This window comes from Stappia sp. ES.058 (genome assembly GCF_900105595.1).
Lineage (GTDB): Bacteria > Pseudomonadota > Alphaproteobacteria > Rhizobiales > Stappiaceae > Stappia.
Genome location: NZ_LT629784.1, coordinates 1390807 through 1405081 on the forward strand (window position 1 = coordinate 1390807; position 14275 = coordinate 1405081).

At 63.7% G+C, this 14275-nt stretch carries 16 protein-coding genes; 12 read left to right on the forward strand and 4 right to left on the reverse strand.

Features of this window, described 5'->3' with window-relative positions:
- Nucleotide 1: 1 nt before the first annotated feature.
- The 11 genes from narI to BLU32_RS06445 all read left to right on the forward strand — a co-directional run bounded on the left by narI (nt 2) and on the right by BLU32_RS06445 (nt 10034).
- Nucleotides 2–772, forward strand: a complete 771-nt coding sequence (narI, locus tag BLU32_RS06395; RefSeq protein WP_093805504.1) for a respiratory nitrate reductase subunit gamma — start codon at nt 2–4, stop codon at nt 770–772.
- Nucleotides 773–777: 5 nt separating this feature from the next.
- A complete protein-coding gene (locus BLU32_RS06400) occupies nt 778–1638 on the forward strand; it encodes a peptidylprolyl isomerase (RefSeq protein WP_093805505.1) in 861 nt (286 codons plus the stop codon).
- Nucleotides 1639–1781: 143 nt separating this feature from the next.
- A complete protein-coding gene (locus BLU32_RS22530; protein WP_371326969.1) occupies nt 1782–2231 on the forward strand; it encodes a hemerythrin domain-containing protein in 450 nt (149 codons plus the stop codon).
- A complete protein-coding gene (locus BLU32_RS06410; RefSeq protein ID WP_093805507.1) occupies nt 2221–2838 on the forward strand; it encodes a carbonic anhydrase in 618 nt (205 codons plus the stop codon). Before BLU32_RS22530 ends, BLU32_RS06410 begins: the two co-directional genes overlap by 11 nt.
- Nucleotides 2835–4115: a gephyrin-like molybdotransferase Glp gene (gene glp / locus BLU32_RS06415; protein WP_093805508.1), complete on the forward strand. Its 1281-nt coding sequence runs from the start codon at nt 2835–2837 to the stop codon at nt 4113–4115. Before BLU32_RS06410 ends, glp begins: the two co-directional genes overlap by 4 nt.
- A 12-nt stretch (nt 4116–4127) precedes the next feature.
- Nucleotides 4128–4649: a DUF2478 domain-containing protein gene (locus BLU32_RS06420; protein WP_093805509.1), complete on the forward strand. Its 522-nt coding sequence runs from the start codon at nt 4128–4130 to the stop codon at nt 4647–4649.
- A 145-nt stretch (nt 4650–4794) separates the two neighbouring features.
- Entirely contained in the window at nt 4795–5184 is a 390-nt protein-coding gene (locus BLU32_RS06425; RefSeq protein ID WP_093805510.1) for an antitoxin Xre-like helix-turn-helix domain-containing protein, read from the forward strand.
- Complete coding sequence (locus BLU32_RS06430) at nt 5181–5870, forward strand: RES family NAD+ phosphorylase (protein WP_093805511.1); 690 nt, start codon at nt 5181–5183, stop codon at nt 5868–5870. The genes BLU32_RS06425 and BLU32_RS06430 overlap by 4 nt, the downstream gene beginning before the upstream one ends.
- 213 nt (nt 5871–6083) lie before the next feature.
- Nucleotides 6084–7931 (forward strand): SLC13 family permease, encoded by a 1848-nt coding sequence (locus BLU32_RS06435; protein ID WP_093805512.1) that lies wholly within the window; start codon nt 6084–6086, stop codon nt 7929–7931.
- A 189-nt stretch (nt 7932–8120) separates the two neighbouring features.
- Nucleotides 8121–9155 carry a tRNA dihydrouridine(20/20a) synthase DusA gene (dusA, locus tag BLU32_RS06440; protein ID WP_093805513.1) on the forward strand — a complete coding sequence of 345 codons (1035 nt, stop codon included), beginning with the start codon at nt 8121–8123 and terminating at the stop codon, nt 9153–9155.
- A 48-nt stretch (nt 9156–9203) separates the two neighbouring features.
- The gene (locus BLU32_RS06445; RefSeq protein ID WP_093805514.1) at nt 9204–10034 is read left to right on the forward strand and encodes a sulfite exporter TauE/SafE family protein; all 831 of its coding nucleotides are present in this window, start codon (nt 9204–9206) and stop codon (nt 10032–10034) included.
- Between the two features lie 22 nt (nt 10035–10056).
- Here the strand turns inward: BLU32_RS06445 and BLU32_RS06450 are convergent, their stop codons facing one another.
- From BLU32_RS06450 to BLU32_RS06465, 4 genes are all read right to left on the reverse strand, one after another.
- The gene (locus BLU32_RS06450) at nt 10057–10770 is read right to left on the reverse strand and encodes a TIGR02281 family clan AA aspartic protease (protein ID WP_093805515.1); all 714 of its coding nucleotides are present in this window, start codon (nt 10768–10770) and stop codon (nt 10057–10059) included.
- Complete coding sequence (locus BLU32_RS06455; protein ID WP_093805516.1) at nt 10770–10955, reverse strand: DUF1289 domain-containing protein; 186 nt, start codon at nt 10953–10955, stop codon at nt 10770–10772. Before BLU32_RS06455 ends, BLU32_RS06450 begins: the two co-directional genes overlap by 1 nt.
- Nucleotides 10956–11036: 81 nt before the next feature.
- Nucleotides 11037–12239: an alpha/beta hydrolase gene (locus tag BLU32_RS06460; protein WP_208976986.1), complete on the reverse strand. Its 1203-nt coding sequence runs from the start codon at nt 12237–12239 to the stop codon at nt 11037–11039.
- Between the two features lie 58 nt (nt 12240–12297).
- Nucleotides 12298–13125: an adenosylcobinamide-GDP ribazoletransferase gene (locus BLU32_RS06465; protein WP_093805518.1), complete on the reverse strand. Its 828-nt coding sequence runs from the start codon at nt 13123–13125 to the stop codon at nt 12298–12300.
- Nucleotides 13126–13229: 104 nt separating this feature from the next.
- Between BLU32_RS06465 and cobT the strand changes: the two genes are divergently transcribed.
- Complete coding sequence (cobT, locus tag BLU32_RS06470; RefSeq protein WP_093805519.1) at nt 13230–14258, forward strand: nicotinate-nucleotide--dimethylbenzimidazole phosphoribosyltransferase; 1029 nt, start codon at nt 13230–13232, stop codon at nt 14256–14258.
- The last annotated feature ends 17 nt before the right edge of the window (nt 14259–14275 follow it).

Below are 14275 nucleotides of genomic sequence, written 5' to 3' on the forward strand. Positions count from 1 at the left end.
CATGTTTGGAAATTTCGACATCGACTACTTCATCTTCGGGATCATGCCCTATGTCGCTTTGACCGTGCTGATCGTCGGGTCGATCGCGCGTTATGAACGCGATCCCTTCACCTGGAAATCGTCGTCCAGCCAGCTGCTGCGGCACAAGCAGCTGTTTTGGGGTTCCGTGCTGTTTCATGTGGGCATCATCGTCGTGTTCTTCGGTCATCTCGTCGGGCTGTTCACGCCGATCTGGGTGCTGGATGCGCTGGGCGTTCCCTATGCGCTCAAGCAATGGCTGGCGGTTTTGATCGGCGGGATCGCCGGCGTGTTCGCGCTCATCGGCGCATCGATGCTGATCCATCGCAGGGTCACCGACCCGCGCATCTGGCAAACCACCAGTTTTGCCGACATCGGCATTCTGGTGTTGATCTGGCTGCAGCTGTTCATTGGTCTCGGGACGATCTTCCTGACGCTTCAGCACATGGACGGATCCGAGATGGTTCGCTTCATGACCTGGTCCCAGAGCGTGGTGATGCTCAATCTGAATGCCTGGGCGATGGTCGTCGACGTGCACTGGCTCTACAAGACCCACATCTTCCTCGGCCTTTTGATCACCATCCTGTTTCCGTTCACGCGACTGGTGCACATCTTCTCCGGCTTCGCGGCGCCAGTTCGCTACCTGCTTGCACGGCCGGGTTACCAGATCGTCCGCTCGCGCCGGCAGACACCATTGCCGCCGCGGTCGTCCGGGCAGGCACCCCGTTCCACACCCACGACGCCAGCGGAGTGAGACCCATGAGTGCCAATCCAAGAACGGTGTTTTCCGTCAACGGACAGACGGTTGCCGGCGAGGACACGACGCCGGCGGCCATCGAGACAACGGTCAGCGTCAATGGAAAGGTGATCGACAGCCGGACAATCGCCGCGGAGGCCCAGAACCACGAGGCGCCCAGGGGCAAGCCCGGCCTGGCGTGGAAGAAGGCGGCCAATGCCGTTGCCCTGCGCACGCTTCTGCTTGAGGACGCGCGGCGCCGTGGCCTTGAACCCGACCCCGTGGAGGTCGGCCCCAACCGGTACGAGACCGAAGAGGAATCGCTCATCCGGGCGCTTCTGGAAATCGCCGTCGAAATCGAGCCGCCCACGGAAGCGGAGATCAGCGCCGAATGGGTGCGCGACCCCGACCGGTTTCGCGCGCCGCCGCTCTGGGAGGTCTCGCATCTTCTTGTCGCTTGCGATCAGGCCGACAAGGCGCAGGCCGAGGTGGCAAGGGCGAGAGCGGTCGACCTGGCGCAGCGTGCGCTCGACGATCCGGCCGGGTTTTCGCGCCTGGCGTCGGAACACAGCGATTGCGGATCGAAGTCTTCCGGGGGCGCGCTGGGTCAGCTTAGCCCCGGTGATACCGTCCCGGAATTCGAAGCCGTCCTGCGCCGCCTTGCAGAGGGCGAAATCACGCCCGACCCGGTCCCGACCCGCCATGGATGGCACCTCATCCGGATGGATGCGGCGGCACCCGGCGCCGTCCTGCCGTTCGAGGCGGTGCGCGACAAGATCGCAGCGGCGATGGAAAAGGCCGCATGGGCACGGGAGGCCCGCGCGTTCGTCAACCGGTTGGTCGCCGACGCCGACATCGCCGGTGTCGACCTGCACCCGGTCTAGCCGAAGGGAAGGGGAAACCCATGCGCAGCGATGCAGACCAGGGGCGGCGGGGCGATTGCATGCGACCAACCGATCGGAGCCTGCTGAGCGATCCGTTGACCTTCTTTCACGAGGATCACCTGCGCGAACGGGAAATCTGCGCCATGCTCGAAAGGATCGCCACCTCCGAAGCGCCGCAGGGCTGTGCGGTGACCCATGTTCTCGGGTTCTTGAGGGAAGAACTTCCTCTTCACCTGGAAGATGAGGAACAGGATCTGTTTCCTCTGCTCAGGCGTCGATGCGATCCTTCGGATGAGATCGGGAAGGCCATCGACCGCCTCGCAAGTGACCACCGGCGTTGCGATGTAGAGACGCCGTCCATCGTGGCAGCGCTCGCGCGGCTGGAGCCCGGCGGGGAAGGCCTGTCCCCGGACGAGCGCGAGCGTGTGGTCGCTTTCGTCGGTCATGCCAGAAGCCATCTGATCTTTGAGAACGCGATCATTCTGCCGTTCGCCAGGCTGCGCCTGAGCGAAAACGACCTGCACACCCTGACCCTGCGGATGAGACAGCGCCGTGGATTGAGCCGACCGACGGAGACGATACATGCTGGCTGATCTGCTGGAGCGAAACATCGTGTGGTCACAGGCCCGCAGCTCCGAGGACCCGGGGTATTTCTTGCGGCTTGCCTCGCAGCAAACGCCTGAATTCTTCTGGATCGGCTGCTCCGACAGCCGTGTACCGGCAAATGTCGTTGCCGGTCTCGATCCGGGCGAGGTCTTCGTCCATCGCAACGTGGCGAATGTGGTTCATTCCTCGGACATGAACCTCCTGTCGGCGCTCGAGTTCGCGGTCGATGCACTGAAGGTGCGCGAGATCATCGTCTGCGGTCACTACGGATGTGGCGGCGTGAAAGCCGCGACGGAAGACATGCCGCACGGATTGGCCGACCACTGGCTGGAGCCGATACGACGGCTTGCACGGGCCTATGCGCTGGATCTGGCCAAATGCGCGGACGTCGACGAACGGCGCGACCAGTTGGCGGAACTGAATGTGATCGAGGGCGTTCGCCGCGTCGCGGAAACGCCCATCGTTCAAAAGGCCTGGACCCGTCGCACGGATCTTCGCGTTCATGGCTTGATCTACGGGCTCAAGAATGGGCGATTGCGCAATCTCGATTGTTCGGTCGGACCCGGGCACTTCCTGAAGGAGGCGGTGAAATGACGGTCCTGCTGAAAAGCATGCCCGCCGGTTGCGGATGTGATGCACCGGAACATGCCAAGACACTCGTCAGCATCGATGAAGCGCTGCGCCGGATCTCTCAGGCGGTATGTCCCGTGAAGGAGACGGAGCGCCTTGCGCTTGGCGATGCCATCGGACGCATATTGGCCGAGCCGGTGCAAAGCCGTGGCGCGATGCCGCCGTTCGACAATGCGGCGATGGATGGCTATGCCATCGATGCCGGCGCCTTGAGCGGCAACGGGCCATGGGTGCTGTCCGTTTGCGCGAGGCTGGCTGCCGGGCAACCGGTCGAGACGCCCCTGGCGAACGGGGGCGCGGCCCGGATCTTCACCGGCGCCCAGATTCCCGAAGGCGCGGATACGGTCGTGATGCAGGAACATGTTCGCCGGCTCACGGACACGATCCATCTCGAGCGCAGGCCGGATGCGGGCGCAAACATCCGCCGCGCCGGAAGCGAGATGGATGCGGGTGAAACGGTGCTGGACGCCGGACGCAGTCTGGGGTCCCGCGAGATCGCCGCCTGCGCGGCGGCGGGCGCTGGCGACGTTTCGGTCCGCCGGCGTGTGCGTGTCGCCCTGCTCGTGACGGGGGATGAAGTGCGCCAGGCGGGGTCGGCTCGCGCGGCTGCGCAGATCTGGGATACCAATACCCCGATGCTTCGCGGCGAACTCGCCGGACAAGACGTCGACCTGGTTGTGGTGGAGACGTCTCTCGACAGCCGCGCAGGCCTCAAGGGTCGGCTGGCGGAGGTTGCCTGCGAGGCAGACCTCGTGATTACCACCGGCGGACTTTCGGTCGGTGAGGAAGATCATGTCAGATCGGCGCTTGGCGATCTTGACGCGGACATCCGCTTTGCCGGGGTCGCCATCAAGCCGGGAAAGCCGGTGGCCTTCGGTCGTCTCGGTTCCGCCCTCTGGCTCGGTCTGCCGGGCAATCCGCTCGCGGCCTTCGTCACCTGGCAGCTCTTCGGGACAGCGGTGCTGCGGCGACTGAACGGTCAACCGATCTCCGGCTTGCCAAGGCGCAACGTCGTCACCGCCCATGGAATCCGGCGCAAGGCTGGACGGTGCGAGGTGCGCCCGGTCTCCATCGTCGGTTTTGACGCTTTGGGCCGGGAGGTCGTGACCTTTCAAAACGCAACACATTCCGAACGGGTCGGTCGTTTGCCGGATACCCACGGCCTGATGTTCCTGCCGGCCGAAACGGACATTCTGCCGGAGGGCGCACTCGTCGAGTTCCAGCAATTTCCCGGACTTTGAGGAGAACCCATCATGAAGATCGCCTACACGGTGGCACCTGGACGCGGCGATACCGATCTGCTGCTTTTCGGGCTCTCTCGTTGCCTTCTGGAAAAGGACGTTCGCGCGACGGGGGTGGTACAGATCAACGCGGCGCGCGACGACGCCGGCCCTTGCGATATGGACGTGAAGGTCCTGCCCGATGGACCCGTTATCCGGATTTCGCAAAGCCTGGGCCGGGAGGCGAGGGGATGCCGGCTTGATCCGACCGCGCTGGAACGGGCTGTCGGGCTTGTCGAAACCCGGCTTGCTGCCAGCGTGGACTGTCTGATCGTCAACAAATTTGGCAAGCACGAGGCAGAAGGGCGCGGGTTTCGAACCGCCATCGCCGAGGCGCTATCGGCAGATATTCCGGTTCTGGTCGGGCTCAATCGCCTCAATGCCGAGGCCTTCCACAAGTTCTCCGGGGGGTTAGCCACGGAGCTGCCTCCGAACATCGAGGATCTCGCCTGCTGGATGACGTCGGTGACAGCGGCGAAGTCGAGCACCGCTTAAGATGCATACGCCCGTCCGGGCGTGTGGCTGCCGGCGGCCGGTCGAACTTCGGTCCTGTTGTGGCGCTTTCGGACAGGTTAGATCATATGATCTTGTTTTTTAGATCATTTGATCTTATGTTGATTGTCGCAACAGGAATCTCCCTATGGAAAACCTCGTGATGGAGCGCGCCGCGCCCGATCGGCAGGCGGTGGCACTCAAAGCCTTCGGGCGCATCGCCGACGCCTGGTCGTTGACCTTGCGCGAGGCCGCAGCGCTTGCCGATATGTCCGATTCGACGTGGAAACGTGCGAAGAAGCCCGGCTATGCAGGGGATCTCACGCGGGATCAGATGTTGCGGTTGAGTGCGCTCGTCGGTCTCTACAAGTCGCTCGAATTGTACTTCAGCGAGCCGCTCTCGCGCGACTGGGTCAAGCTCGCGAACCGCGGGCCGGAATTCGACGGCGTGCGCCCTGTGGATGCGATGATCACGGGCGGTCTTCCCAAGATCTTGCGCGTGCGCACCTATGTCGATGCCTTGCGGGGGGGCGTGTGAGGATCACCGCGATCAACGATCGGGCACTGGTCCGGCTGATTTCGGAAACGCATCACAAGCCGCCCGTGTTACGCGGGCTTGTCGATACGGACGAGGAAGCGGCAATTCTGGCGGATCTGGAAGGCGAAACGAGCGCGCGGCTGATCGCCGAGCGGGAGGGGCGTCCCGATCTCGATCGCCGTGAATTGGCCTTTGCCCGGCGTGCCCATGATCTCCGGCTCTATGGCGAGAGCCATATAAACGCGGCCTTCACCTACACCAGGCCCGCCGGCAACCGCTTCAACAGCGGGGATCGTGGCGCATGGTATTGCGCCTGGGATCTGCTGACGAGTGCACAGGAGGTCGGCTTTCACCGGACGCGGGAACTCGGTTTTGTGGGCCGATACGAGGACGAGGCGCGCTATGTCGAACTGCTTGCCGACTTCATCGGCGATTTTCCCGACCTCCACGGCGCGGCGCATCCGGCGCTCGCGCCCGACCCGCAGGAAGGCTATCCGGCCGGGCAGGCTCTCGCCGCCGATCTGCGCCGAGACGGGCACAGGGGTCTTGTCTATCCGTCTGTCCGGCATGATGAGGGGCGGTGCTTCGTCGCCTTCGATCCCGGCATTGTCCAGAACGTCCGGCCAGGCGCGAGTTGGAAACTCGTTTGGACGGGGTCGCCGGAGTTTGCGGTTGAGGGGGTGTGACGTTGAAGCGGGAGTTCGGTGAGGCGTAGAGAATTTCATCGCATCGTATCCCTGCGCCCGGTAAACAGTCGTTCGTAAGCCTGCCTCATGTCAGCGCACACACTGACGCCGTTTCCTTGGGACTGAAGAGCGCGCGACGGACCGTTTGCGGGGACGGTTTCCACTCTTTTGCAAAGCGCCACGACCGGCGGCGAACCTTCGAAAGCCGTTTTCATGACCACCCCTCAACTCCTGATCTATTCAATCCTTGCCGCCACGATGGGGCTCTTTCTCTGGGGGCGATATAGGCATGACATTGTGGCATTGGCGGCGCTGCTGGCCTGCGTGGTCGCCGGACTGATTCCGGCTGAGGATGCCTTCGCGGGCTTCGGCCACCCGGCGGTGATCACCGTTGCCAGTGTTCTGATTCTGAGCAGAGGCCTTCAGAACACGGGTGCCGTGGACTGGTTGGCGCGAAGCGTCCTGCCGCGCAACGCCGGTCGCTTGACCAGCATGGTGGCACTGATGGGACTTGGCGCGGCGCTGTCCGGTTTCATGAACAATGTCGGAGCGATGGCGCTTTTGATGCCGATCGCACTGCAGCTCTCGAACCGGTTGGAACTGACGCCCGGACAGGTGCTCATGCCGTTGGCCTTTGGCACCATTTTGGGCGGGATGACCACGCTTATCGGGACGCCGCCCAATCTGATTGTTTCGGGTTTTCGGGAGGAAGTCGGGCTGGGGCATTTCGCCATATTCGACTTTGCACCGGTGGGGCTCGCCGTTGCGGTGGCGGGATTGGTCTTTGTGGTCTCTTTCGGTTGGCGCCTGGTGCCCGCGCGCGAATCCGCGACAGGCGAAGGCTTCGAGACCGGTGCATATTTCACGGAATTGCATGTGCCGGAAGACAGCAAGGCGGTCGGCTTGACCCTGCGGGCGTTCGAGCGGGAGATCGAGGACAGCGACGCTCAGGTCGTCGGCCTGGTTCGCAACGAGGTTCGCCTCACCGCGCCGCATGGCGGGCGACATATCCAAGAGCATGACATTCTCGTGCTTGAAGCCGATGTCGATGCGCTGGCTGAGGCGCTGTCGGTATTCGACATGTCGCTCGATCGGCAGAAGGATCAGGCGGAAGACGAAGAGGCTGACCCCAAGGAAGCCGAAACCGAAACCCAGGACGATGAAACCAAGGACGACGACGACCGTCAGGAGCGCGATCGCAACAACGATATCGTTTTGCGTGAACTCGCCGTTCTGCCCGGATCGACGATTGTCGGACAGTCTGCCCGTGACCTGTTTCTTCGCACCCGCTACGGGCTCAATCTTCTGGCTGTCGCACGCGAGGGGCATCCGCCGCGTGCGAGGCTGCGGACGGTCAAGCTCAAGTCCGGCGACCTCCTGCTGGTGCAGGGCGCGGCGGATGCCGTGACCGGGTTCGTCAACGAAACAGGCTGCGTGCCGCTGGGTGCGCGTGAGTTGCGCATTCCCGACAAGCGCATGGCCATCATCGCCGGCACGATCATGCTGGCCGCGATCGGCATCGTGACACTGGGCGTGCTTCCGGCCGCAGTCGCCTTTGCGCTTGGTGTGCTGGCCTCGATGGTGCTTCGCACCGTGCCGTTGCAACAGGTTTATACGGCGATCGACTGGCCGGTGATCGTTCTTCTTGCGGCGTTGATCCCGGTTGCCGGAGCAATGCAGAGCACGGGTGCCGCCGATTTGCTGGCCCGCTTTCTTGTCGAGACGATCGCCCAGGGAAATCCCGTTGCCGCGCTGACGGTGGTTCTTGTCACGACCATGTTCTTGTCGGACGTGATGAACAATGCAGCCACGGCCGCCGTGCTTTGTCCGATTGCACTTGGTATTGCCGCGACGTTGGGCGTCAGCCCCGACAGTTTTCTGATGGCGGTGGCGATCGGTGCCTCCTGCGCCTTCCTGACCCCGATCGGACACCAGAACAACACCCTTATCCTGGGACCTGGCGGGTTTCGCTTTGGCGACTACTGGAGAATGGGTCTGCCGCTCGAGGTGCTCGTCGTTTGTGTCAGCATCCCGTTGCTGCTGGTTTTCTGGCCATTGTAGATCCGCCCGGCGGATGGTGCCGCCTTCGTGAGCCGTTGGACGGTTTCCCTCGCCTGCACTCTCGTCTATATGAAGGCTGGCACAAGCGACAGGGATCGTGCGCCTGATGAGCGACGCCATTGTTCGCGCCGACGTGCAACGGTACCCCGGTCGGCGCAACCGCTGGGAACAGTCCAAAGACCTGCGAATATGCAAATGAAGCAGAAATCCAGATTTGCCGTCGCGCCCATGATGGAGTGGACGGATCCGTTTTGCCGGGCGTTCCATCGTGCGCTCACAAAGCATGCGCTGCTTTACACGGAGATGGTCGCGTCGGCCGCTGTCGTGCATGGAGATCGCCAGCGCCTTTTGGGGTTTCGCGATCTGGAGCATCCGGTTGCCTGTCAACTCGGCGGGTCGGATCCGCATCAGCTTGCCGAGGCCGCGCGCATCGTCGAGGATTGCGGCTATGACGAGATCAATCTTAATGTCGGCTGCCCGTCCGATCGCGTCCAGTCCGGACGGTTCGGCGCCTGCCTGATGCACGAGCCTGACGTGGTCGCCGCGAGCGTGGCGGCGATGAAGGCGGTCGTCGGGATCCCCGTGACGGTCAAATGCCGGATCGGCGTCGACGACCAGGATCCGGAGGTCGCGCTCGATGCGCTTGCGGACGCCGTTGTCTCAAGCGGCGTCGACGGTCTTTGGGTGCACGCCCGAAAAGCCTGGCTGAAGGGGCTCTCACCGAAGGAAAATCGCGACATTCCGCCGCTCGACTACGAAAGGGTCCACCGGCTGAAGCAAAGGTTCCCGGATCTCTTTGTCGGGATCAACGGCGGCATCGCTTCGCTTGAGGAGGCATCCGCGCAGCTTTCTCATGTCGATGGTGTCATGCTTGGCCGTGCCGCCTATCACGACCCCTGGCTGCTTGCCGGCGTCGACAGCCGGTTCTATGGCGCGAAAGATCCCGTCGCCAGCCGGACCGCGGCCATAGAGCGCTTCCGCCCGTTCCTCATCAAGCGACTGGAGGAGGGCGCAAGGGTGAACCAACTTCTGCGGCACATGCTGGGCCTTTATCATGGCGTTCCCGGCGCGCGCGCCTGGCGGCGGCGGCTGACGGTTGACGCCGTTCGTCCCGGAGCGGGGGTCGAGGTTCTTGACGCTGCGCTTGCCGAGATCACCCAGGCCGGGGTGGACAAATCCAGTGGTCTGGGTCAGTTAGAAATGACAGGGGCAGTCGGGGCTTGACCTGATATCCCGTCTCCGTTTCGTTTTCCCACACCCTTGGGGGCTTCCATGGATTTATCGTCGATCAACGGCGACACAATCGGTCTCGTCGTCGCTCTGGTCGCCTCCGGCGCCATAGCCGGACTGCTCGCCGGCGTATTCGGCATCGGGGGCGGTGCGGTTCTCGTCCCGGTTCTCTTTCAGTTCCTGACCTGGCTGGGCGTCGACGAATCCGTCCGCATGCATGTGTCCGTGGCCACGTCGCTGGGCATCATCGTGCCCACGTCGCTGAGGTCGTTTGCCGCGCACAAGAAGAGAGGCGCGGCGGATCTGGAACTTCTGAAAAGCTGGTTGATTCCGGTTCCCGCCGGCGTGGTGGTGGCAAGCCTTGTGGCAGCCTATGTCTCCGGGGATGGCCTGAAGGCGATCTTTGCCGGCATTGCCGTCGTTGTCGGTCTGCGCATGCTGTTCAATCGTGAAAGCTGGCGGCTGGGGGCCGACATTCCCGGCAATCCGCTGCGCGCGGTCTGCGGCGCGCTGATCGGTTTCTTCTCGACATTGATGGGAATCGGCGGCGGCGTGATGAACAACACGTTCATGACGCTCTATGGCCGTCCCATTCACCAGGCGGTTGCCACATCCGCCGGGACCGGCGTGCTGATTTCCATCCCCGGCGTGGTCGGCATGATCTGGGCCGGGTGGGGAGATCCCCATTTGCCGGCGTTTTCCCTCGGCTACGTCAACCTTCTCGGTGTCGCGCTGATCATTCCGATCACGACATTTGCTGCACCGTTTGGCGTAAGAATCGCGCATGCACTGCCCAGGCGCCAGCTTGAGGTGTTCTTCGGGCTGTTCCTGCTCGTGGTGGCAGCGCGCTTTGCCTGGAGCCTGTGGGGCTGATTCAGACGGGGCTCGAAAGGCGCTACGGTTCGAGAATGAGCCTGTCGCCCTCGACCCGCCAGCCTTTCAGCCGGTCGAGCGCGGAAAGGCCCAATAGGCTCGTTTCCAGAACATCCGGGCGGGCCACGAACGCGCGCACCCGGGAGAGGCGCAAGCTTCCGATCTGCAGGTCATTCAAAACCGTTGCAGCAACGCTTGACGTTCCGTTCGCTGTGGAGACCGGGACCGTGTACGACAGCGTTTCCGGATCGATCCCGGCCGCGCGCGCATCCTCCTGCGTCAGGGTAACCGCTGATGCGCCGGTGTCGAAGACGAAGTCCACCGGCGCATCGTTTACCTGAGCCTTGATGCGGTATTGCCGGCTTTGGTCGCGCACAACGGTGATCGTTCCGGCGCGATCCTCGATAGCCGTTCCCGGCCACAGCGTCCCCATGATCCGTCGCCCGGCGTCCTCAAGCTCCGCCCGATAGGCATAGCCGCCAACAAGCACGAGGCCCAGCAGCGCCCAGAGCACGAGGCCGCGCAGCAAGGCGGGAATCTGACGCGGTGCGGCGAGCATTGGTCCGCCGATCACGATCAGCAATGCGACCAGCGCAACGATCCGCGGACCTGTCGTGGAAAACATCGTGTCGTCGCCCGGCATGTCGACGCCGGTGAGAAAGGCAAGAATGGCCGCGAACATGATGATGCCGAGAACCACCAGCACCAGCGTTCCGGCGAAGCCGCCCCGAAACATCAGCCGGCCTCCGTCAGCAGGGAGGCGCGCGATGGAAGAACGTTCATGACCTCGCGCCTTTCATCCGTCGACAATCGGCCCCAGCCGGCGATCTCTTCGAGCGTGCGCAGGCATCCGGCGCACAGGCGGGTGGCCTGGTCGATCCGGCAGAGCTTGATGCAAGGGCTTTCGATGGCGTCGGTCATACGGGTTGATCGGGTCCGAACGGTTCTTGCTGAGGCGAAACGCCTGCGGCTTGCGGCAAGCGTTTCCTGTCGATGTGGGGCTTATCGTTGATTGGACAAGGCCGTAAGCGGCGCTGTGAGGATTTTCAACGGGAAGGTGACGGCGGCCTTGGCCGTGTTGCCGACGGCGTCGACTGTGGTTTCGGTGGTCGATACCTGCGGCCTGAGTTCCAGCGATTGCAGGGCCGAACGCAGCTCCGGTGCGGCCTGGGCGATTTCCGCGAATTTTCCGTGGTTGGCCGTGTCCGATCCTTTGATGTCCGTCAGGTCGATGACAATCGCCCCGAGTTTGGCCAGTTCCGCTTCATCTTCATAGGCGCCGAGACGTTCCTTGCCGCCGGCGATCAGACTTGAGGCGCGCAACGCGCGGTCGTCGCGCGACACCAGAATGATGAACGGCTTCTTCGGCTTGCCCGCGCGGCGCATCTGTGCCTTGAACACATCGATATCGAGATCGGGCGCCGCCATGGCGATGACCCCAAGCTTGCGTTCCGGGAGAGGCCGGCCGGAAATCCTGATCTGGCGGAGGGTTTCGGTCAGCACCCAGTTGCCCATCGAATGGGCGAGCACATTGACCTTTTCCGCATTCGAACCGACGAGCGTGCGCAGGGTTCGCTCCAGACCGTCGCGGGCGATCGTGGCGCTGTTGGAATCGTACAGGTAGTCCGTGACATTGCCGCCCGACGCCCAGGTGAACAGCACCGCGACTTGGGGCAGACCGGAATCGTGCTTCAGCTGCACCATTCGATAAAGCGCCTCGGGAAAGCGCGTGTTGTAGCCATGGATGAACACGAAAACCTCCCGCTCGCCCTTCGGGCGCCTGGAGAGTTCCTCGTTCAGGGCCGCGCGGAAACCGGCATCGTCGAGACGCTGCGCCGCTTTGACCGTAAAGTCCGTTTCCGGGTTTCCCGGCGGGGTCGACGGCCATTCGATCTTTCCGGCCTCATGGATGGGCGGTACCGACACGGTCGCTTCCGCGAAATTGAGCCCTGTCGACCGCTCGCGCCCGAACAGGGTGCCAGGTCGGTCGTCCGGTTCGCGGGTTGTCGCGACCAGGATCGTGTGCGAGGTGGTGTCGGGCGCGGTCTGTTGGGAGATCTCCAGAATGCCGGCGTCCGGGCGGGTGCCGCATCCGGCAAGCAGACCAAATAGGCTCAACAACAGCACCGTTGCGAGCAGTGGTCTGCCCGGCGCGCTTGCGTGGATCGTCATTCGGCATGCGGTCATCGCGGCATGTCTTTTCATCTTGAAGTTGTCCCGGCGCCACCGGATCCTGCGAGTTGCGCAGGTTCCTGCTTCGCAGTCAAACGAGGATGCAAAGCCCCGTCAATCCGCCAAGACAGGCAAGCTGTTGTGCCGCGCCGAGAACATCCCCGGTCTGCCCCACGATCTTGGCCATCGCGATCCGCGCGACACCGTAGCCCGTCATGGCCTGGGCAAAGGCCGCGAGCAGGATCGCTGTCAAAGAATACACCACCAGGCAGACGGCGAAGACCATGAGGGCGAGCATCAGCGCGCAAGCGACGGCGCGGCGCGCCGGCGTTCCGCAAAGCGCTGACAGCCCGCCGGGGCGCGCTGCGGGAAGCGCCCGCCAGACCCCGACCAGAACCGCGCGCGAGCCGCTTTCCACGGCAAGCCAGCCAAGCACCGCAGAAGGCGCCCCGAACCGTTCCATAAGCGTTGAAAGGAGCGCCGTCTTCAGGGCGAGGGTCAGGATCAGCGCGAGCGTTCCGAAAGCGCCGATCCGGCTGTCCTTCATGATCTCCAGACGTCGATCCGGGGTGCCGGCGCCATAGAATCCGTCTGCGACATCTGCAAGTCCGTCTTCATGCAGTGCGCCGGTGAGCGCGATGTTCGCCGACAGGCCGAGAAGGGCCGCCACCGCTGCCGGCAGGGCCGTCAACGACGCGAGCAGGAAGATCGCGGCACCGGGAAGGGCGACGATCAGGGCGCTCAGCGGCGTGACCGCAGCGGCGCGGCGAAAATCCGGAAGCCGTGCCGGGTCGTCATCGGCATTGATCCTGGGCACGGGCAGCCGCGAGAAAAACCGCAAGGTCGCGGCCACGTCCGCGATAAGCAGGCCCGATGTCCATACGGTTGCGGTTTCAAGACGGTCGTCTGCGCTTGGCATGAAGGTCCTTCGATCGGGCTTTGCGGCACGTCGCCCGAAGGTTTATAGATCGGCGCCCGCTTGGCGCCAAGGCGGGTTCGTCTGTCCCATCCGGAGTCCGTTGCATGACCTCATCCGCATCCGCATTGCCCTTTGACGATATCCGAAACCTGGTCGCCCAGATGCCCGGTCCCGACGCGGAGGCGATTTCCGACGTCCGCGCGCGCGAGGGCAATCTGACCAAGCCCGCAGGATCCCTCGGGCGCATGGAAGAGATCGTCGAGTGGCTTGCCGGCTGGAGCGGAAAGAGCCGGCCGAAGATTACCCGGCCGATGGTGGCGGTCTTTGCGGCAAACCACGGCGTCGCGGCAAAGGGGGTCTCCGCCTATCCGCCGGCGGTGACGCGCCAGATGGTGGAGAATTTCGCGGCCGGCGGGGCCGCGATCAACCAGATCTGCATCGCGCATGATCTGGGGCTGAAGGTGTTCGATCTCGCGCTGGACATGCCGACGCCCGACATCACCGAGGAAGACGCTTTCGACGAAGCAAACTGCGCGGCGACGATGGCCTTCGGCATGGAGGCGGTCGCCGGCGGCACCGATCTCGTGTGCCTGGGCGAGATGGGCATTGCCAATACGACGGTCGCCGCGGCCGTTCTGGCGGCCCTGTTTGGCGGCAATCCGAAAGCGTGGGTTGGACCGGGCACGGGCGTTGACGGCGACGGCATGGAGCGCAAACGCACCGCCGTTGCGACTGCGGTAGAGCGTATCGGCAAAGTTGCGGATCCTCTGGAGGTGTTGCGCCGGGTTGGCGGACGCGAGATCGCCGCGATGGCGGGTGCCGTGATCGCGGCACGCCTGCAGCGGATCCCGGTGATCGTCGACGGCTTCGTCGCGACCGCCGCGGTTGCAGTGCTTTACAAGATGCGACCGGATGCGCTCGACCATTGCCTGTTCGCGCATGTTTCGGCGGAGCCCGCGCATGGGCGCGCGCTGAAGTCCATGGGAAAGACGCCGCTGCTCGATCTGGGAATGAGGCTCGGGGAGGGAACCGGCGCGGCACTGGCGGCCGGCATCGTCAAGGCCGCGGCGCAGGTGCACGACGGCATGGCGACCTTCGAGGATGCCGGGGTGTCGGGAAAAGGCGCCGAATAAGAGAACCGAAGCCTCGA